Raw genomic sequence first — 19,387 nt, forward strand, 5'->3', positions numbered from 1 at the left:
TCGTGATGTTCGCTTGGAGAATCGCCATGTCAAAATATGCCCTGTCGTTTCTAATCTTGACGGTGATGGCACTCGCATTCGACATTTCACTCCCTTACGACGAAAACGTAGCGAGTCTGGTGTTAAAAATTGCCACGGGCACCTTTTTTATTCTGTTTATCGCAGCCTTGGTGGTGGGACGCAGGATCAAGTTTGATCCGCTGCTCCGGTAGCTCAACCCGGCCCTCTCCGTTGGGCTGCATTTTACTGGCGTTGCTAGCAAATCCATAAAACAGCTCTACGCTCAATTGATGGCTACGTAGTATCAGCTTCAGAATACCCCTCTGAAACTGCCGTTTAGGTCAATGAAACCGGATTCTTTGCAAAACAGTCGACATTTTGGATAATTGGTACTGGCTAAGCGCCTTTATTGAGTTCAATATTTGTCACAGAATTGGCGCCAAGGAACCGGCAAATTTGAGGCATGATGCTGGCCTCTTAACAACTGAGGTTGAACATTTGCCCAAAAGGACTGTCACAGAATGACGTCTGGCGGCCAAATGCTAGAAACCGCTCCCTCTGAACTTATCCGGTTAATCTTATGAGCCCTATGAAACAGGCTATTTATTCCAGCCGAACGGCTGATAAATTTGTTGTTCGACTACCTGATGGCATGCGTGATCGCGTCTATCAAGTAGCAAAAAATCATCACCGCAGCATGAATTCCGAAATCATTGCTCGTCTCGAGCAGAGTTTAATTCAGGAAGGCGCTTTGGGCGATGAGCCTAGCTTACGCCTTGACAGCCCTGAGCTGTCCTTGCATGAGCGCGAATTACTTCAACGGTTTCGTCAACTTTCACACCGTCAACAGAACGCACTTGTTTCGTTGATTGCTCATGACAATGAGCTGGCTGCAGACGACGAGTCCTGACAGCCCGCTCAGCCATTCAGGCCAGCATTTAGCTGGCTTTTTTTTGCCCGCTGAAAATTGCTTGTACGAGCGAACTTGTTCGTGAGGCGGTGTCCCGGGCAAACCGCGCTGGGTCCTTCGCCACCCAGTAAGCTCCTAGAGAGAAGGCAGCAAATTTATAAGCTGCCTTCCATGTCTTCCAAGCTGAACGTCTCAGTGTGGTCGTTGTACGAGAAAATCTCTGCGTATCGTCCCCAACTGATGACGCTGTCGAGCGTTTCTTTCGCGATGGACTCGTTGAGCGAGTCTTCCAGTTCCTGCTCAAAACGCACACGCGGCGCCCAATGCCCGTTTCGCTCTTGCAGTACCTGCCGTATGCGGGCAGCCAGTGGCACATGCTTGACGAGGTGTTCGGCAAAAACCTTTTTGCGCTCCTGTGTGCCGTACTCAGCGAATAATTTCCCTGTTTCTGTCAGCGTGATGTCCGCGCCCTTGAGTTCGGCGAAGCCCAAGTACTCAAGCATTTCTGCCACCGGAAACAAATCATCGACCTCCAGCAGCAACCGCGCAGAGATTTGCGGCAATCCCGCGTGGCCGTGGTAAGGCTCAGCCGCCAGCGCCTCGATCAGGCCCGCCATCAGGTTAGTGGAAACATCCGGCAACGGACTGCCCATCTGAAGTTCGGCTTTACCCGCAGTGGCATCCGCACTACGACGGTGGGTCATCAAGGCGTAAATGTCGTCGACCATGTGCCGAAACGTCGGGTCCAGGCGGTTACGCGGATGGCCAAACGGCACTTTGATTTGCGCCACGACCCGACCGGGATTCGATGACAGGACCAGAATGCGGTCGCACATCAACACGGCTTCTTCGATGTTGTGGGTCACGATCAGGATGGATTTGATCGGCAGTTGCTTGCCGCTCCACAGATCCAGCAAATCGGACCGCAGTGTTTCAGCAGTCAACACGTCCAGTGCCGAGAACGGTTCGTCCATCAGCAACAAGGTCGGATTCACCACCAGACCACGGGCAAAACCCACGCGCTGGCGCATCCCCCCCGACAATTCTCGCGGGTAGGCGTTTTCAAAACCGTCGAGACCAATCAAGTCAATCGCGGCCAGCGCGCGTTTACGCGACTCCTTGGGCTCTACCTGCAACGCCTGAAGACCGGCCTCGACGTTTTCCAATACGGTCAGCCACGGGAACAGCGCAAAGGTCTGAAAAACCATGGCCACGCCTTCCGCAGGGCCGTTCAACAGCTCACCGTTATAGCGGACCTCTCCAGATGACGGCTCGATCAGCCCGGCGATAACCCGCAGCAGCGTCGACTTTCCGGACCCGGAACGGCCCAACATGCCAACGATTTCGCCTTCGCGCAGGGTCAGGTCAACGTTGCTAAGTACCTGCAACTCATCTTTGCCTTTGCCAAAACTGCGACTGACTTCGCTCAGAGAGTAAATTTCGCGTGGTACGCCAGTGTGTTCGGTGAAAGTATTCATAAGATCGACTCCAATTAATTCAGACGGAGTTTGTTTTCAGCGATGGCGTACATCGGGCGCCACACCAAGCGATTGAAGGCCACGACAAACAGCGACATCACCACCACGCCCAGCGTGATTTTTGGGAAGTCACCGGCGGCAGTGGTTTCAGCGATGTAAGCGCCTAGACCGTGCGCCACTACTTTGTCCTGGCCCCACGAAACGTATTCAGAAACGATACTGGCGTTCCATGCGCCGCCCGAGGCCGTGATTGCCCCGGTCACGTAGTACGGAAAAATGCCCGGCAGCATGACTTTGCGCCACCACAGCCAGCCGCGAATGCGGAAGTTGGCGGCCGCTTCACGGAAGTCATTGGGGAACGCACTGGCACCGGCAATGACGTTGAACAGGATGTACCACTGCGTACCCAACACAATCAGCGGACTCAGCCAAATATCCGGGTTCAAGTTGTAGTGCAGGATAACGATCACAAACACCGGGAATAACAGGTTCGCCGGAAACGCCGCTAGAAACTGCGCCAACGGCTGAATCTTGCCCGCGAGCCGCGGCCGCAAACCAATCAGCACGCCCAGCGGCACCCAAATCAGCGAAGCGACCACAATCAGCAACACCACTCGCAGCAACGTAATCATAGCCAACCCGAACACGTGCCACACCTCGCCGAAGGTGACTTCGGTGCTGACGTAAATCGCTATGCGGTACAACACGTAGAGCGTAAGCGCCGCGATCACGACACCCCAGATAAAGTCGATCAACCGCGACCTTGCTTCACTGTAGTGGACCGGGGCTGATTTGGAGCGCGGCAGACTCAAGCGCATATGACCGATTCGGGTAATCGCGCGCGCAAACGGACGCAATACTCGTTGAATGAAGCGAGTCCGTTGAATCAAATTTAGCACCCAGGACTCAGGTGATCCGCCTTGAGACGCAGTGTCTTCCATGCGGAACTTATCCGCCCACGCCACCAGCGGCCGGAACAGAAACTGGTCGTAAATCAGAATTACCGCCACCATCGCTAAAATTACGTAGCCCACAGCGTGCATGTCTTGCTGTTGAATAGCAGTGGCCAGATAAGACCCTACGCCCGGCAAGGTGATGGTCTTGTCTCCGACAGTAATAGCTTCCGAGGCCACCACAAAAAACCAGCCGCCCGACATGCTCATCATCATGTTCCACACCAGTCCTGGCATCGCAAACGGCACGTCTAGCTTCCAGAATTTTTGCCAGCCGGACAGCTGGATATTCTGCGCCACCTCTTCCAGATCACGGGGCAACATCCGCAGCGACTGATAAAAGCTGAACGTCATGTTCCACGCCTGGCTGGTAAAAATCGCGAAAATGGCCGCGCATTCCGCGCCCAACACGCGCCCCGGAAACAGCAGCAGGAAAAACGTGACGGTGAACGAAATGTAGCCCAGCACAGGCACCGATTGCAGGATGTCCAAAACCGGCACCAGCAGCTTCTCAGCGCGTCGGCTTTTTGCTGCCAGCGTCCCGTAAATCAGGGTGAATATCAGTGATGCAACCATGGCTGCGAGCATGCGCAAGGTGGTGCGTATCGCGTACTCGGGCAGATTGGACGGGTCGAGGGAGATCACCTCGCTTTGCAACGTTGAAATCGGCGCCCACGTTTCACGTGCGCCGATCGAGAAGAACAGCAAAAACCCGATAACCAATGGCATGGCTACCAAATCCCAGCGGTTGGGCAGCAGCCGTCGCGCCGTTGCGGGGATGTAATGACGGAATACTTTATTCATGTTCGGTGATTCCAGTAGCGTTCCGGGCGTGATCACAGATCACAAACCAACGTCCTCCAGAGCACAAATTGCGCGTAACTGCCAGCAGGCAATCGACACCCAGCACACTGTATTGAGGCTGTAAAACGACGGAGATTGGCCACGCAAACGAACGCTAGCTGGCATTACAGAAGTGATCGCGCTATTCAGTGATCCAAATCGCTGAATAGATCCGCGCACCTACTGCATCCGGTCTGGCATCCCACTGTGTGACCCACCGAGAATGGTCAGGGTCCATGGGGATCTCCTTTGGTAAGGTTAAGATGATGTCAGGGTGCAAAACGAACAGCCTTCATGTGTTTTTCAATGAACATAAATGCAGTGCTTTTCGCGGCCGGATAATACCTATCAATATGTGACACAAACATGAATCAGGCTTAATTATTGCTCAATCATTCTGTCTGGCACCTGTCGCTACACCTTCCAGCGTAGCCATCTGACGGGGGTAAAACATCCGAGGCTGGCTTAAAGCAAAAATATCGTCGCCAGCCCCAGGAAGATAAAAAATCCGCCACTGTCGGTCATCGCGGTGATCATTACGCTTGCACCCATGGCCGGATCCCGCCCCATACGCACGAGCGTCATCGGGATCAATACGCCCATCAGTGCCGCCAGCAACAGGTTGAGAGTCATGGCAGCGGTCATCACCACGCCAAGCGACCAACTTCCGTAAAGCAAGTAGGCAACCACACCGATTACCCCACCCCAGACCAACCCATTTATCAAGGAGACGATCAGCTCTTTGCGCATCAGGCGCGAGGTGTTGCCGGTACTGACCTGATCCAGCGCCATTGCACGCACGATCATGGTGATGGTCTGGTTGCCGGAGTTGCCACCAATGCCGGCGACGATGGGCATCAAGGCGGCCAGAGCCACCAACTTCTCGATCGAGCCTTCGAACAGGCCAATGACCCGTGAGGCGATGAAGGCGGTGATCAGATTGATTGCCAGCCACGCCCAACGGTTACGCAGAGACTTCCAGACCGACGCGAAGATGTCTTCTTCTTCACGCAGACCCGCCATGTTTAGGACTTCGCTTTCGCTCTCCTCACGAATCAAATCGACCATTTCGTCAATGGTCAAACGGCCGATCAGCTTGCCGTTCTTGTCGACCACGGGGGCAGAAATAAGGTCATAACGCTCGAAGGCCTGAGCGGCGTCGTAAGCGTCTTCGTCCGGGTGAAAACTGACGGTGTCATTGGCCATGACCGCCGCGACTCGCTTCTCAGGGTCGTTGACCAACAACCGCTTGAGTGGCAGCACGCCTTTGAGTATGCCGTCGTTGTCGACCACAAATAATTTATCGGTATGGCCTGGCAGATCTTTGAGCCGGCGCAGGTAACGCAAGACGACTTCCAGGCTGACGTCCTCGCGAATCGTCACCATCTCGAAGTCCATCAGGGCGCCAACTTGATCATCCTTGTAGGACAACGCAGAGCGCACACGCTCACGCTGCTGGACGTCCAGTGCCTCCATCAGTTCGTGAACGACGTCACGCGGTAATTCAGGGGCAAGGTCAGCGAGTTCGTCGGCGTCCATTTCCTTGGCCGCAGCCAGGAGTTCGTGATCGTCCATGTCGGCGATCAGCGTTTCACGAACGGAATCTGAAACTTCGAGAAGGATGTCTCCGTCACGCTCGGCTTTGACCAACTGCCAGACCGTCAGACGATCTTCGAGTGGCAAGGCTTCTAGGATGTGGGCAACGTCGGCAGAGTGCAGGTCATCAAGCTTGCGTTGCAACTCGACGACGTTCTGCCGGTGAACAAGGTTTTCAACACGGTCGTGGTGCTGACCTTCCTGACGATGAGTCAGGTCTTCGACCACTCGCTGCCGCTGCAGCAACTCAATGACTTGAGCGAGGCGGTCCTGCAAGCTGTCTTGCGATTTTTTTACTTCTGTTTCGGTCATAGGCGAACTCCACTCCCAGCAGCGGAGCACGCCGGGGAGATCAATCAGTCAATTCATGATTGGTAAAACGTGTTGCCGAGTTACTACTGGGTAAGTCCATGGAGGTATTCCACAAGCCCCGGCGGGGCTGACGGGCGCAATGATACACGCATGCCGCCTTCGCACCCTATAAAATCTTGGCAAGAACAAGCGCTTGCGACGCACAATTAATTCAACAGTGCTGTGACGTTACATCCTGCGAAGAAAACACGCGGGTTACACATTAGGCCAAGCGTTAAGCTTGGAGGCGAGCGTCACGGAGGACCTCAAATGCTTGCCACTGCCCGAACAACGCTAATCGCCGCCCTGCTCAGTTGCGCACCTTCAGCACCCGCCACCACCGTTCAGCGCTGCGAGGACCCCGAAGGTCGTGTCAGCTTCACCTATCACGGCTGCCCCGACGGCCATCGCATGCAGTCGCAAAATGCTTACAACCCCACACCCGGCAGCACGATGTCGCTTTTGCCCGAAGCCGAGCCCTTTCGAGACCGGCGGGTAACACGCACAGACTCACAGCGAACCGATAAAGAATTAGTCGTTGTAGGGCGACATGATGATGGCTGTGGAAATGTGTTGAGCAGCGAGCAACGACGTCGCGCGATTATTCAGCAGCAGATCCGCGTCGGCATGACGCTGCGCGACGTAGAAAGCTCTTTGGGCAAGCCGGATAAAGTGGTGAGTCGCAACGGAGAAACTCGCTATACGTACGAGCCAAAAAATGGACGCAGCAGCCAAGTTGTTTTCGATGAGGAAGGATGCGTAAAAGGCAAACGTTAGACAGCAAAAAGCCCGCATCAAGATGCAGGCTTTTTGGTGTTTGGTGCACTCGACAGGATTCGAACCTGTGACCGCTCGGTTCGTAGCCGAGTACTCTATCCAGCTGAGCTACGAGTGCATTTTGTGTTTGATAAACCAGACCACCGCTGGTTGAAGCAAGTTACTTACATCACTGTAAACAACCTTTGAAATGGTGCACTCGACAGGATTCGAACCTGTGACCGCTCGGTTCGTAGCCGAGTACTCTATCCAGCTGAGCTACGAGTGCATTTGTTGCCGCGCATTATAGGTCGTTAAATCATTTAGTCAAGAACTTTTGCTAGTAAAATCAGACACTTACCGCTCAAGCCAGATTACAACGCACTACATAAATAATGGCGGAGAAGGGGGGATTCGAACCCCCGACACCCTTTTGAGGTGTACTCCCTTAGCAGGGGAGCGCCTTCGGCCACTCGGCCACCTCTCCGCAACACGGGGCGTATAATAACCAGCTTTCCCCCGTTTGCAAAGCCTAAATTTCAATAAAAATTAATGACTTGGTTCTTCGTCCTTCTCTTTCTTAATACGCAGGTAAATTTCCTCACGGTGAACCGCAACCTCTTTCGGGGCATTGACGCCGATTCGTACTTGATTACCTTTAACGCCGAGCACAGTCACAGTGATTTCGCCATCACCAATGATCAGGCTTTCTGCGCACCGACGAGTCAGAATCAGCATACCTTTCTCCTCATGCATTGCTTTCAGGGACAACAGTCTGCAAAAACTACAGGCGCGTTTCACCGCGCCTTATGGCAACGCGTCACTCGCCTTGGCGGGCCGGTGCGTCCAATTCAAAAGCAGTGTGCAGCGAACGTACAGCCAGCTCCAGATACTTCTCTTCGATGACCACTGAAACCTTGATTTCAGACGTGGAGATCATCTGAATGTTGATGCTCTCCTTGGCCAACGATTCGAACATACGGCTGGCAACTCCTGCATGGGAGCGCATACCCACACCCACGATAGACACCTTGGCAATCTTGGTGTCGCCAACGACTTCCCGCGCGCTGATTTCACGCGCGGTATTTTCCAGCACCAACAAGGCGGCCTGATAGTCATTGCGGTGTACGGTAAAGGTGAAATCGGTGGTGTTATCGTACGCAACGTTCTGCACGATCATGTCCACTTCGATGTTCGCGGCGCTGATCGGGCCGAGAATCTTGAAAGCCACACCAGGGTTATCTGGCACGCCACGGATGGTCAGCTTGGCTTCGTCGCGGTTGAAGGCGATGCCGGAAATGATCGGCTGTTCCATGGATTCCTCTTCATCAATGGTAATGAGGGTGCCCGGACCCTCCTGGAAACTGTGCAATACGCGCAGCGGAACGTTGTATTTACCGGCGAACTCGACCGCGCGGATCTGAAGCACTTTTGAACCGAGGCTGGCCATTTCCAGCATCTCTTCAAAGGTGATCTTGTCCAGCCGTTGAGCGCTCGACACCACACGCGGGTCGGTGGTGTAGACGCCATCGACGTCGGTATAAATCTGGCACTCATCCGCTTTCAGTGCAGCCGCAAGGGCTACGCCTGTCGTGTCTGAACCACCACGACCCAGGGTCGTGATATTGCCGTGCTCGTCGACGCCCTGGAAGCCAGCGACGACCACTACTTTGCCTGCTTTCAAATCAGCACGAATCTTCTGATCATCAATCTGCAGAATACGCGCCTTGTTGTGCGCGCTGTCGGTCAGGATGCGCACCTGGTTGCCGGTGTAGGACACCGCAGGCACACCGCGCTTGATCAGCGCCATGGCAAGCAAGGCGATGGTCACCTGCTCACCGGTGGAAACGATCACGTCCAGCTCACGCGGAACCGGTTGATCGCTGATTTGTTTCGCCAGGCCGATCAGACGGTTGGTTTCGCCGCTCATGGCCGACAACACAACGACCAGCTCAGTACCTGCATCGTGGAACTTCTTAACCTTGTCGGCCACTTGCTCAATTCGCTCGACAGAGCCAACCGAAGTGCCCCCAAATTTCTGTACGATCAAAGCCATCTTAAAGCCGCCTCAGCCCATGAAGGGCGCCCAATAAACATTCATACCCCAAGCGCCAAAGCCTGCCGCATGCGGCAGGCCTGGAGGACGACTAGATACCCTGCTCGACAAAAGGCACGGCCAACGCCAGCGCTGCATCCAGCGCCCCGGCGTCCACGCCGCCACCTTGAGCCATGTCAGGACGACCACCGCCTTTACCTCCAACGGCGGCGGCCGCTTGCTTCATCAAATCACCGGCCTTGAGTTGGCCAGTCAGGTCCTTGGTTACGCCTGCAACCAGTACGACCCTATCTTCATGGACACTGCCGAGCAGGATCACTGCGCGGCCGAGTTTGTTCTTCAACTGATCAACCAAGGCCAACAGGGCTTTACCATCCTGACCGTCAAGGCGCACGGCGAGGACTTTGACCCCTTTGACGTCCAGCGCGGCCGATGACAGATCGTCACCCGCTGCGCTCGCCGCCTTGGCTTGTAATTGGTCCAGCTGTTTTTCCAAAAGACGGTTGCGTTCAATCACTGCGAGAAGCTTGTCCAGCAGGTTGTCGCGACTGCCTTTGACCAGAATTGCGGCTTCCTTGAGTTGATCTTCGGCAGCATTGAGGTACGCCAGTGCCGCAGCCCCTGTCACCGCTTCGATGCGTCGAACCCCCGCAGCCACACCACTTTCATTGGTGATTTTCAGCAGCGCGATGTCACCGGTGCGATTAGCGTGAATACCGCCACACAGCTCAACGGAGAAATCACCGCCCATGCTCAGCACACGGACGTTATCGCCGTACTTCTCGCCGAACAGCGCCATGGCGCCCTTCTTCTTGGCGGTCTCGATATCGGTTTCCACGGTTTCTACCGGAGAATTCTTACGCACTTCGCGGTTGACGATTTCTTCCAGCGCTTTCAACTGCTCTGGCTTGATCGCTTCGAAGTGGCTGAAGTCGAAACGCAAGCGCTGACTGTCGACCAACGAACCTTTCTGCGTCACATGCTCGCCCAACACTTGGCGCAATGCCGCGTGCAGCAAGTGTGTCGCCGAGTGGTTCAAGGAGGTGGCATGACGAACGTCGGCATTAACTTCGGTGGTCAGCTCGGCGCCTGCGTTAAGACTGCCTGAAGCGAGCACACCGTGGTGAAGGAACGCGCCACCGGTTTTAGTTGTATCGCGCACATCAAAGCGCACACCGGCCGCTTCGAGGTAACCGCAATCGCCGATCTGCCCGCCGGACTCAGCGTAGAACGGGGTTTGGTCGAGGATCACAACGCCCTCTTCGCCCTCGCTCAACTGATCAACCGCTTGGCCGTCTTTATAGAGAGCAACCACTTTGGCCGTGCCTCGGGTCGCGCCGTAACCGAGAAACTCGGTCGGTACGTCAACTTTGACCAGGCTGTTGTAATCCATGCCGAACGCACTGGCTGAACGAGCGCGCACGCGCTGAGCGTCCATTTCACGCTCAAAGCCTACTTCGTCGAGGGTCAGGTTACGTTCCCGAGCGATGTCGCCTGTCAGGTCCATCGGGAAACCGTAGGTGTCATACAACTTGAACACGACGTCGCCGGGCACCACCGTGCCTTTCAGTTCAGCCAGGTCCAGCTCCAGAATCTTCAGGCCCTGTTCCAGGGTTTTGGCGAACTGCTCTTCTTCAGCTTTCAGTACGCGCTCAATGTGCGACTGGTTCTGCGTCAGTTCAGGGAACGCGCTGCCCATTTCCGCGACTAGCGCCGCGACGATCTGATAGAAGAAGCTGCCGGTGGCGCCAAGTTTGTTGCCATGACGGCAGGCGCGACGAATAATCCGACGCAACACGTAACCGCGCCCTTCGTTGGACGGCAGCACGCCGTCAGCGATCAGGAAGCCGCACGAACGAATGTGGTCAGCCACGACTTTAAGCGACGGCTGCGCGTCGTTCGTGCAACCAACGGCCTTGGCCGATGCCGCCAACAGGCTTTGGAACAGGTCGATTTCGTAGTTGGAATGCACGTGTTGCAGTACGGCGCTGATGCGTTCCAGGCCCATACCGGTGTCCACCGACGGCGCTGGCAACGGGTGCAGCACGCCATCCGCAGTGCGGTTGAACTGCATGAACACGTTGTTCCATATTTCGATGTAACGGTCGCCGTCTTCTTCTGGTGAACCGGGTGGGCCGCCCCAGATGTCAGCGCCGTGGTCGTAGAAAATCTCGGTGCAGGGGCCGCACGGGCCGGTATCGCCCATGGTCCAGAAGTTATCGGATGCGTAAGGCGCGCCTTTGTTGTCGCCGATACGGACCATGCGCTCAGCTGGCACACCAATTTCCTGGGTCCAGATGTCGTAGGCTTCGTCATCGCTGGCGTAGACCGTAACCCACAGTTTGTCTTTGGGCAGGCCCAACACCGATGTCAGGAAGGTCCAGGCAAAGGTGATCGCGTCGCGCTTGAAATAATCACCGAAGCTGAAGTTACCCAGCATCTCGAAAAAAGTGTGGTGACGCGCGGTATAACCGACGTTCTCCAGGTCGTTGTGCTTGCCACCGGCGCGTACGCATTTTTGACTGCTGACGGCGCGGGTGTAGGCGCGCTTTTCCTGGCCCAGGAAGCAGTCCTTGAACTGGTTCATGCCTGCGTTGGTGAACAGCAGGGTGGGATCGTTGCCCGGAATCAACGAGCTGGAAGCTACACGGGTGTGACCTTTCTCTTCGAAGAAACGAAGGAAGGCTTCACGAATTTCTGCGCTTTTCATAGGTTCTTCCACGGAGACTGCTGCCAAAGGCAAGTGCAAAACGTCCAAAAGAGGGTGCGACTTGCAAAGGGCCGCATTATATAGGCGTTGGCCGCTCGGCACAGCGTGTTTGTACATTGTCAGCCGGCAATTGGACTGTCGGCGTGTTTAGCGGCGGGCGAAGTCCGCAAAAGCTGCGATCACCTGCTTAATCTGGGCCGACGAAACGTCCAGATGCGTCACCATCCGCAAACGAGGTGCCGCGCTGAGTTTGATCCCCCGCTCGGCGCAGAAGGATTTAAGCCCGTCAGCTCGCGCACCCAGCTGCACGTACACCATGTTGGTCTGCACCGGCTCAACTGAATAACCAAAGCCCCGCAAGCCTTCGGCCAAGGCGCTGGCGTTGGCATGATCGTCAGCCAAGCGCTCGACCTGATGCTCAAGGGCATACAGCCCGGCCGCTGCGAGTCCGCCGGCCTGGCGCATACCGCCACCCACCATCTTGCGCAAACGTCGAGCTTTGCCAATCAATTCAGCAGTGCCCAGCAGCACTGAGCCGATCGGCGCACCCAAGCCTTTGGACAGGCACACAGAGACCGAATCGAAATGACGGGTAATCTCTCTGGCATCGACACCCAGTTTGACTGCGGCGTTATACAACCGCGCGCCGTCCAAGTGCAGTGCCAGCCCGTGTTCGTCGCAGAACTCACGCGCAGTCGCCAGGTACGAGAGCGGCAGCACCTTGCCCTGCACGGTGTTTTCCAACGCCAATAACCGGGTGCGGGCAAAGTGGAAGTCATCGGGCTTGATCGCGGCCAGCACCTGTTTCAAGTCCAACGAACCATCGTCTTGGAAGTCCAGTGGCTGCGGCTGAATCGAACCGAGCACCGCTGCGCCGCCGCCTTCGTATTTATAGGTGTGCGCCTGTTGGCCGACGATGTATTCCTCGCCGCGTCCGCAATGAGCCATCAACCCAAGCAGGTTGCTCATGGTGCCGCTGGGTACGAACAGGCCGGCGGCAAAACCCAAACGCTCAGCCAGGGAGGCTTCAAGCCGGTTAACCGTCGGGTCTTCGCCGTACACGTCATCGCCCAACGCCGCGCTAGACATAGCCTCAAGCATCCCGGCAGTCGGCTGGGTCATGGTGTCGCTGCGCAGATCAATAGCCGTCACGGTGAAGCTCCTGAAAGAGTTAAGACGTCGATATTAAGTCGAAGGACGAATTGGGGATAGGTCATTACTGAGGTCACCGGGTTGCTTATTCAAGGTCTGCACTCAATGAACCTATGGGTTCGATATAAGGGAATGTCCGGGTGCATAGACGAAAGTGACCAAGCACGGCCAGAGAATCTGTGATAAAAACTCACCGCCGACAGGAAATGCTGTTGGCAACGTTCTCAGGGCGGGGTGCGATTCCCCACCGGCGGTAATGGCGCGCAATGCGCTTAGCCCGCGAGCGCTTGTGGTGCGTAAAGCTTCGGTTTTCGCACTGACAAGGTCAGCAGACCCGGTTTGATTCCGGGGCCGACGGTCATAGTCCGGATGAAGAGAGAACGGGATTGGTACCACTGGGTCGTATCGTGCGCACCGTCGTGAACAGCTTTTTTGTTGCGGCCGTGATCTCGACGTACCTTGGCATCCCATTCGATCCAAACGCCCTGTTTTTTTCATTAAACAGGAGTCAGAACTGATGCAACCCACCGCAATCGATAGCAAAAACAAAAGCCATCCCAACGAACGCATTGCCTTCATCCAGGCCTGCTGGCACAAGGATATTGTCGATCAAAGCCGTAAAGGTTTTATCGCCGAGATCGCCAACCATGGCTACGCCGAGACCGATATCGATTTCTTCGAAGTCGGCGGTGCGTTTGAAATTCCTCTGCACGCCAAGTTGCTGGCCAAGAGCGGTCGCTATGCCGGCATCGTCGCCGCTGGTTTAGTGGTCGATGGCGGTCTGTATCGCCATGAGTTCGTCGCTCAATCGGTGGTCAGCGCGCTGATGCAAGTGCAGATGGAAACAGAGGTCCCGGTTTTTTCCGTGGTGCTCACCCCTCATAACTTCCACGCAGGGGACGAACACCAGCAGTTCTTCTTCAACCACTTCGTGCAAAAAGGCGCAGAAGCGGCCGAGACCTGTGCAGACACCCTGCACAAAATCCGCAGCCTGCGCCGTAACGAACTGCCGCAGCGCGTCGCGGTTTAAAGGTAACCACCTCTGTAGGAGCCAACGTGTAAACGAGAGGTCTGATGAGGTGTATCAGGTCTAATGCCTCGCCAACACGTTGGCTCCTACCGATTGAGCGGCATCAAACCAATGCTTCACCTTTGCTTGGCACGATCAAAATCCCCGCCCGCAACCCATTCTTGACCTTGGGATTGGGGAAGATGATCCGGGCGCCCTGCTCTTCAACGACCCAAAGGCTGCTCGCCAAATCGTTAGCCAACACAAACCCCTGCTTCAACTCCGAAAAATTCTCGACGTCCGCAGGCAAATTAAGCTGAAACGCATCGCTGTGCTTGATGATTTCCCGGGCAACGCTGAATAACTGCAGACCCCTGAGCGACGAATCTGCACCTTCAGGCTCTATGCCTTCGATCAACTCTGTCAGGTAGATTTCCAACAGCAGCAGGTTGACCTGCTGGTTCTGCCCGAATGGCCGCGCTTTGCCCAGCTCCAGCGTGAAAGACTCAGCGCCCAGTTTGTCGTAGGTATAGGAACTGAACACGATGGAGGGTTTGTTCTGCAGCACGACAGCTTTTATTCCGGCTGCGTGCAAACGCGCAAGTTCCCGGCGTGAATGCCGACGGCCTTCTTTCCAGGGATACAGCGCGAATTGCTCGATCTTCGAACCACGAATGGCCGTGTGCAGGTCGTAATGCAAGCGGTGGCGACGCGGCAGACTGAAAAAGCTGTCTGCCAGACGCTCCAGTTCACAGGCGCGAAGTGCCTCAAAACCCGTTGCTTGCTCATGCCGACCGTTGAACAGCCGATTCAGGTCCTGCTCGATATACCGCTCGCCCCGACGCATGGCCTCAGGGTTACCCAGCAGAAACAGAATGCGTGCCCGCGGCACTAAATCGCCACACGCAATGTCGCGCAGCAATTGATCAAGCAGTTCAATGGGCGCCGTTTCATTACCGTGGATACCGGCAGACAGCAGCAAGTCCATCCCGTTGTCCTGCCCTTCGGCTGGGCTCACTTCAAGGGCCCCTTCGCTCAGCCAATGCAAGCGCACGCCATCAACCGTCAGTTGAGTCTTTTGCGCCGGTTCGCGACCGGCCAGGGTCAGTTCAAGCAGCTTGCCGAGAGCGAGCATAAGTCATGCACCTAATTGAGCGACGTCAGGAAGATTGATTCAGTCGTGATCGCAGTCAGGGCCGTGAACGTGCTCTTGGCCGTCGCCGACGTCGGCCGGTTCCATTTCCAGTTGCAGGCTCACCAGGTTGGTCGCCAGCGGACGCAGCAACAGGTTGGCGTATTCGGCATCGCCTTCTTCAACGTCAACGCCAATCAATAACTGGCCACGGCCGTCGTGCTGAATCCACAATTCCTTGCCCTGCCACAGAACGGCCACGCGGGTGCAGGTGGTTTCCAGCTGGGTGCCATCGGTGTCTTCAAGGATTAACTGCAGGGTGTCGCTCATGATTCAGTGCTCTGTAAAAGGATTGAAAGTCAATTAAGTTGAAAAGGATAGACCGAGCCCAGCTTAAGGAGCTGGGTTAGTTCATCCAGTGCCGCACGGCATTCGACCAGCAAGGTCGGATCAGCCAGGTCGTTTTCGCTCACACGGTCGCGGTAATGCTTTTCGATCCAGTGCGTCAACGTGCCGTACAGCGGCGCGGTCATGATAACGCCTTGGTTCACCGCTGCCAGTTCGGTTTCGTTCAGCGCGACGCGCAAACGCAAGCACGCCGGGCCACCGCCGTTCTGCATGCTTTGCTTGAGGTCGAAGACCTTTACTTCTGCCACAGGGCCGTCGTCGGCCAGCAGGCGCTGCAAATACTGCCACACCCGCTCGTTGCCACGGCACTCTTCGGGAACGATGAGCAACATCGATCCATCGGCACGCGAGAGCAACTGACTGTTAAACAGGTAAGAGCGCACGGCGTCTTCCACTGCAACTTCGGCGCGTGGCACACAGATCGCCCGAAAACGCCCACCGCGACGGCTCAGTTTGTCGTGCAATTGAGCCAGCATATGGTCGGTATTGAGAAACGCATCCTCGTGATAGAACAGCACTTCACCGTTCCCCACCGCGATCACATCGTTATGGAACACACCCTGATCGATCATCGCCGGGTTTTGCTGGGCAAAGACCACACCCTCCTCGCTCAAACCGTGCAAACGCGCCACCGCCTGTGAAGCTTCGAGGGTTTGTCGCGCAGGGTATTTCTGCGGGGATGGGTAACGGGTGTCGAACGCACTGCGCCCGAACACGAAAAACTCGACGCCGGGCTGGCCATAATCGTGGCAAAGGCGCGTGTGGTTAGCCGCGCCCTCATCGCCGAACTGCGCCACGGCGGGTAACGCCGCATGGTGGGCGAAGTGCTGCTGATTGGCGAACATCGAGCCCAGTACGCGGCTGGTGGTCGGGTGTTCAATGCTGCGATGGTATTTACAGTTCAGGTTGGCGGCGGTGAAATGCACCCGACCATCAGCGGTATCAGCACTTGGGCTGACTGTGGCGGCGTTGGCCACCCACATGCTGGATGCCGAGCAACTGGCAACCAGCAAGGGCATCGCGTCTTTGGCCGCTTTTTCGATCACCTGCGCGTCGTTGCCGGTGAACCCAAGGGCACGCAATCCGGCCAGATCCGGACGTTCTTGAGGTGCCAAGACGCCTTGGACATACCCCATTTCCATCAACGCTTTCATCTTGGCCAAGCCCTGCAGCGCGGCTTCCTTGGGATTGGAAGACTGCTGGCAGTTGCTCTGTGACGCAACGTTGCCGTAAGACAAGCCGCCGTAGTTATGGGTCGGGCCCACTAAACCGTCAAAATTGACTTCATAGGATTTCATAGGGTTTCATCGGCAAGGCTCGGTCGGTAAATGTGTTTTTTATGACTGCTATTGTGAATCACCTAAATTCCGGTGGGACCGAATTCATTCGGGAAGGCAACAACGCGGTCAAGTCAGACAATCCGCATAGCCGGCTTCCCGAATAAATTCGGTCCCACAGAAATGCTGCATCAGGAAAGCGTGATGCCCGGCGTCAACGTCTCCGGCAAACTGATGCGCGGCGCTTCCAGTGAGGCCACCGGATAAGCGCAATAATCTGCCGCGTAGTAGGCGCTGGCGCGATGGTTGCCCGAGGCGCCGACCCCGCCGAACGGCGCGCTACTTGCAGCGCCGGTCAATTGCTTGTTCCAGTTGACAATACCCGCCCGGCTTTCCAGCCAAAACTGCTGATAACGCGCTTCGGAGTCGGACAACAGCCCCGCCGCCAAGCCGTAGTGGGTGTCATTGGCTTCGGCGATGGCCGCCTCAAAATCAGCATAGCGGATCACTTGTAGCAGCGGTCCGAACAACTCTTCATCGGCCCGATCAGTCACGTCACTGACGTCGAGAATCCCTGGGGTGAGCAATGCGGCGTTCGCCTGCGGCTGCGTCATTTCCAATAAGGCCACGGCGCCATTGGCCAATAGCAACTCCTGGGCATCGAGCAACGCACGCGCCGCGCCCAAGGAAATGACCGAACCCATGAACGGTGCTGGCTGTTGATCGAACGCACCGACTTCAATCGTTGCGGTCACTGCCACTAGCCGTGCAAGCAACGCATCGCCCCATGCACCTTCGGGCACCAACAAACGCCGGGCGCAGGTACAACGCTGGCCGGCAGAAATAAAGGCCGACTGAATCACCGTGTACACAGCGGCTTCAATGTCTTCAACATGATCGACGATCAGCGGATTGTTGCCCCCCATTTCTAGCGCCAGGATCTTCTCCGGGCGTCCGGAAAATTGGTGGTGCAGCAAGTTTCCGGTACGGCTGGACCCGGTGAAAAACAACCCGTCGATGCCAGGGTTCGACGCCAGCGCAACGCCGGTTTCCCGAGCGCCTTGCAGCAGGTTCAACACCCCGGTTGGCAAACCGGCTTCGACCCAACACTTGACCGTCAGCTCGGCGACTTTTGGGGTCAGCTCGCTTGGTTTGAACAACACCGTATTACCCGCCAACAACGCTGGCACGATATGGCCATTGGGCAGATGCCCAGGAAAGTTGTACGGACCAAACACCGCGACCACGCCATGGGGTTTATGCCGCAGCACGGCAGTCGCATCGCCCAATGGGCCGCTTTTTTCGCCGGTTCGCTCACGGTAGCTCTGCACCGAAATCGCGATCTTGTTGATCATGCTGGTGACTTCGGTGGCCGATTCCCACAGCGGTTTACCGGTCTCTTCGCCAATGCAGCGAGACAAGGCGTCGGCATGGGTTTTCAGGCTCGCGGCAAACGCTTCCAGCAGCACGATGCGCTCATCCAGCGAACGTTTGGCCCAGGCTGGGAATGCGTGTCGCGCCGCCTTGATCGCGGCATCAACCTGCTCAGCGTTGGCGCCTTGCCCAGACCACACCACCGCCTGAGTGACCGGGTTCAACGACTCGAACGGTTCACCCTGCCCGGCGTGCCAGGCACCCGCGATATACAGCGTGCTCATCACACACCCTCCCTTGTGGCGGACAACGGCACCGCACGCACTTGATCACCGGCGCTCAGCCGCAAGCGTTTTGCGGTCATCGGATCCACCACCAGCGTGCCGGCGGCCAACCGCGCCGGGGCAGCAGTGATGCGGCAGTCTTCGCGTTTGCGGTTATGAATCAGAAACGGCGTCGCGTCGTCCCCCGGCGTACCGATGGCCAGGACCAATGCCTGACTGTCGCGTACGGCGCGGATCTTGGTGGTTTCACATTCAACGGCTGGGCCGGCGTCGAAGATGTCGACATAACCCTGATAACTGAAGCCTTCGCTCTTGAGCATTGCCAACGCCGGTTCGGTGTCGGTGTGTACACGGCCGATAATGTTGCGCGCATCTTCGGAGAGGAAGCAGGTGTAGAGCGGGAACTTGGGCATCAGTTCGGCGATGAAGGCTTTGTTGCCCACGCCCGTCAGGTAGTCCGCCTGGCTAAATTCCATCTTGAAAAAGTGCCGCCCCAGGCTTTCCCAGAAAGGTGAACGCCCGGCTTCGTTGGACATGCCGCGCATTTCGGCAATGATCTTATTGCCGAACAGCTTCGGGAATTCCGCAATAAACAGCAGCCGCGCTTTGGCCAGCAACCGACCGTTAACACCGGTACGACTGTCACCACGTAAAAACAACGAACACAGCTCTGAATTGCCGGTCAGGTCGTTGGCGAGGAACAGCGTCGGTATTTCGCGGTAGATGTTCAGTTCTTGAGACGCACTGACCGTCAGGCCTACGCGGTAGTTGTACCAAGGCTCTCGCAGTCCAACGGCACCGGCGATTGCGCAAATACCTACCACGTGGCCGTCATCGTCTTCCATGACAAACAGGTAGTCAGCGTCGGCGCGCTCGGCTTCGCCACGAAAGGTTTTCTCGGCCCAACTGATTCGGTGCGCCAAGCGCTGTTCATTGGCCGGCAGCGTGGTCAAGCCGGGGCCAGTGGTGTGCGCCAACTCGATCAGTTTCGGTAAGTCGCTGCTGCGTACGGGACGAACGATCATGCTTTCTCCTCAACCGGGCACCCGTGGGAACCCGCGAATCTCGCTAAACCTGCAAACCAGACGCCAACGGCGC

The 19,387-nt window shown here is 56.4% G+C and carries 16 protein-coding genes, 3 tRNA genes and 1 riboswitch; of the genes, 4 read left to right on the forward strand and 15 right to left on the reverse strand.

Going from position 1 to position 19,387, the window contains the following annotated elements:
- Positions 1-26: 26 nt before the first annotated feature.
- Complete coding sequence (locus tag RHM65_RS23320) at positions 27-212, forward strand: PA3371 family protein (RefSeq protein WP_322168354.1); 186 nt, start codon at positions 27-29, stop codon at positions 210-212.
- Between the two features lie 368 nt (positions 213-580).
- Complete coding sequence (locus RHM65_RS23325) at positions 581-910, forward strand: Arc family DNA-binding protein (protein WP_322168352.1); 330 nt, start codon at positions 581-583, stop codon at positions 908-910.
- A 155-nt stretch (positions 911-1,065) separates the two neighbouring features.
- Here the strand turns inward: RHM65_RS23325 and RHM65_RS23330 are convergent, their stop codons facing one another.
- The 3 genes from RHM65_RS23330 to mgtE form a co-directional block, all read right to left on the reverse strand.
- On the reverse strand, positions 1,066-2,388 hold the full coding sequence (locus RHM65_RS23330; protein WP_322168350.1) for a nitrate/sulfonate/bicarbonate ABC transporter ATP-binding protein: 1,323 nt from the start codon (positions 2,386-2,388) through the stop codon (positions 1,066-1,068).
- Positions 2,389-2,402: 14 nt separating this feature from the next.
- Positions 2,403-4,145, reverse strand: a complete 1,743-nt coding sequence (locus tag RHM65_RS23335; RefSeq protein ID WP_322168349.1) for an ABC transporter permease subunit — start codon at positions 4,143-4,145, stop codon at positions 2,403-2,405.
- Between the two features lie 504 nt (positions 4,146-4,649).
- Positions 4,650-6,092 (reverse strand): magnesium transporter, encoded by a 1,443-nt coding sequence (gene mgtE / locus RHM65_RS23340; RefSeq protein WP_322168348.1) that lies wholly within the window; start codon positions 6,090-6,092, stop codon positions 4,650-4,652.
- Positions 6,093-6,401: 309 nt separating this feature from the next.
- On the opposite strand from mgtE, the gene RHM65_RS23345 reads away from it, so the two are divergent.
- Entirely contained in the window at positions 6,402-6,908 is a 507-nt protein-coding gene (locus RHM65_RS23345) for a cell envelope protein SmpA (RefSeq protein WP_322168346.1), read from the forward strand.
- 41 nt (positions 6,909-6,949) lie between these two features.
- Here RHM65_RS23345 and RHM65_RS23350 read toward each other — a convergent pair.
- The 7 genes from RHM65_RS23350 to ltaE form a co-directional block, all read right to left on the reverse strand.
- Positions 6,950-7,026: transfer RNA gene (locus RHM65_RS23350), tRNA-Arg, on the reverse strand.
- A 73-nt stretch (positions 7,027-7,099) separates the two neighbouring features.
- Positions 7,100-7,176 (reverse strand) — tRNA-Arg (locus RHM65_RS23355).
- A gap of 107 nt (positions 7,177-7,283) precedes the next feature.
- A tRNA-Ser gene (locus RHM65_RS23360) sits at positions 7,284-7,374 on the reverse strand.
- A gap of 62 nt (positions 7,375-7,436) precedes the next feature.
- Complete coding sequence (gene csrA / locus RHM65_RS23365) at positions 7,437-7,625, reverse strand: carbon storage regulator CsrA (protein ID WP_002554426.1); 189 nt, start codon at positions 7,623-7,625, stop codon at positions 7,437-7,439.
- Positions 7,626-7,707: 82 nt separating this feature from the next.
- Positions 7,708-8,943 (reverse strand): aspartate kinase, encoded by a 1,236-nt coding sequence (locus RHM65_RS23370; protein WP_322184099.1) that lies wholly within the window; start codon positions 8,941-8,943, stop codon positions 7,708-7,710.
- A 91-nt stretch (positions 8,944-9,034) separates the two neighbouring features.
- Positions 9,035-11,653: an alanine--tRNA ligase gene (alaS, locus tag RHM65_RS23375; RefSeq protein ID WP_322184101.1), complete on the reverse strand. Its 2,619-nt coding sequence runs from the start codon at positions 11,651-11,653 to the stop codon at positions 9,035-9,037.
- A 147-nt stretch (positions 11,654-11,800) separates the two neighbouring features.
- Positions 11,801-12,805, reverse strand: coding sequence for a low-specificity L-threonine aldolase (ltaE, locus tag RHM65_RS23380; RefSeq protein ID WP_322168340.1), 1,005 nt, complete (start codon positions 12,803-12,805; stop codon positions 11,801-11,803).
- A gap of 216 nt (positions 12,806-13,021) precedes the next feature.
- A riboswitch (FMN riboswitch) is annotated at positions 13,022-13,191 on the forward strand.
- Between the two features lie 131 nt (positions 13,192-13,322).
- Between ltaE and RHM65_RS23385 the strand changes: the two genes are divergently transcribed.
- Positions 13,323-13,835 carry a 6,7-dimethyl-8-ribityllumazine synthase gene (locus RHM65_RS23385; RefSeq protein WP_322168338.1) on the forward strand — a complete coding sequence of 171 codons (513 nt, stop codon included), beginning with the start codon at positions 13,323-13,325 and terminating at the stop codon, positions 13,833-13,835.
- Positions 13,836-13,938: 103 nt separating this feature from the next.
- Here RHM65_RS23385 and astE read toward each other — a convergent pair whose 3' ends face one another.
- From astE to astA, 5 genes are all read right to left on the reverse strand, one after another.
- Positions 13,939-14,949 (reverse strand): succinylglutamate desuccinylase, encoded by a 1,011-nt coding sequence (gene astE / locus RHM65_RS23390; protein ID WP_322168336.1) that lies wholly within the window; start codon positions 14,947-14,949, stop codon positions 13,939-13,941.
- A gap of 39 nt (positions 14,950-14,988) precedes the next feature.
- Positions 14,989-15,276: a topoisomerase II gene (locus RHM65_RS23395; protein ID WP_322168334.1), complete on the reverse strand. Its 288-nt coding sequence runs from the start codon at positions 15,274-15,276 to the stop codon at positions 14,989-14,991.
- Positions 15,277-15,305: 29 nt separating this feature from the next.
- Complete coding sequence (astB, locus tag RHM65_RS23400) at positions 15,306-16,652, reverse strand: N-succinylarginine dihydrolase (protein ID WP_322168332.1); 1,347 nt, start codon at positions 16,650-16,652, stop codon at positions 15,306-15,308.
- 170 nt (positions 16,653-16,822) lie between these two features.
- A complete protein-coding gene (astD, locus tag RHM65_RS23405; RefSeq protein ID WP_322168330.1) occupies positions 16,823-18,292 on the reverse strand; it encodes a succinylglutamate-semialdehyde dehydrogenase in 1,470 nt (489 codons plus the stop codon).
- Complete coding sequence (astA, locus tag RHM65_RS23410) at positions 18,289-19,314, reverse strand: arginine N-succinyltransferase (RefSeq protein ID WP_322168328.1); 1,026 nt, start codon at positions 19,312-19,314, stop codon at positions 18,289-18,291. Before astA ends, astD begins: the two co-directional genes overlap by 4 nt.
- Positions 19,315-19,387: the final 73 nt, after the last annotated feature.

It is taken from the genome of Pseudomonas sp. CCI4.2 (assembly GCF_034350045.1).
Lineage (GTDB): Bacteria > Pseudomonadota > Gammaproteobacteria > Pseudomonadales > Pseudomonadaceae > Aquipseudomonas.

What these genes read in the sequence shown, in the direction of transcription:
- RHM65_RS23320 (WP_322168354.1), top strand. Translation starts at nt 27, where the DNA reads ATGTCAAAATATGCCCTGTCGTTTCTAATCTTGACGGTGATGGCACTC.
- RHM65_RS23325 (WP_322168352.1), top strand. Translation starts at nt 581, where the DNA reads ATGAGCCCTATGAAACAGGCTATTTATTCCAGCCGAACGGCTGATAAA.
- RHM65_RS23330 (WP_322168350.1), bottom strand. Translation starts at nt 2,388, where the DNA reads ATGAATACTTTCACCGAACACACTGGCGTACCACGCGAAATTTACTCT.
- RHM65_RS23335 (WP_322168349.1), bottom strand. Translation starts at nt 4,145, where the DNA reads ATGAATAAAGTATTCCGTCATTACATCCCCGCAACGGCGCGACGGCTG.
- mgtE (WP_322168348.1), bottom strand. Translation starts at nt 6,092, where the DNA reads ATGACCGAAACAGAAGTAAAAAAATCGCAAGACAGCTTGCAGGACCGC.
- RHM65_RS23345 (WP_322168346.1), top strand. Translation starts at nt 6,402, where the DNA reads ATGCTTGCCACTGCCCGAACAACGCTAATCGCCGCCCTGCTCAGTTGC.
- csrA (WP_002554426.1), bottom strand. Translation starts at nt 7,625, where the DNA reads ATGCTGATTCTGACTCGTCGGTGCGCAGAAAGCCTGATCATTGGTGAT.
- RHM65_RS23370 (WP_322184099.1), bottom strand. Translation starts at nt 8,943, where the DNA reads ATGGCTTTGATCGTACAGAAATTTGGGGGCACTTCGGTTGGCTCTGTC.
- alaS (WP_322184101.1), bottom strand. Translation starts at nt 11,653, where the DNA reads ATGAAAAGCGCAGAAATTCGTGAAGCCTTCCTTCGTTTCTTCGAAGAG.
- RHM65_RS23385 (WP_322168338.1), top strand. Translation starts at nt 13,323, where the DNA reads ATGCAACCCACCGCAATCGATAGCAAAAACAAAAGCCATCCCAACGAA.
- astE (WP_322168336.1), bottom strand. Translation starts at nt 14,949, where the DNA reads ATGCTCGCTCTCGGCAAGCTGCTTGAACTGACCCTGGCCGGTCGCGAA.
- RHM65_RS23395 (WP_322168334.1), bottom strand. Translation starts at nt 15,276, where the DNA reads ATGAGCGACACCCTGCAGTTAATCCTTGAAGACACCGATGGCACCCAG.
- astB (WP_322168332.1), bottom strand. Translation starts at nt 16,652, where the DNA reads ATGAAATCCTATGAAGTCAATTTTGACGGTTTAGTGGGCCCGACCCAT.
- astA (WP_322168328.1), bottom strand. Translation starts at nt 19,314, where the DNA reads ATGATCGTTCGTCCCGTACGCAGCAGCGACTTACCGAAACTGATCGAG.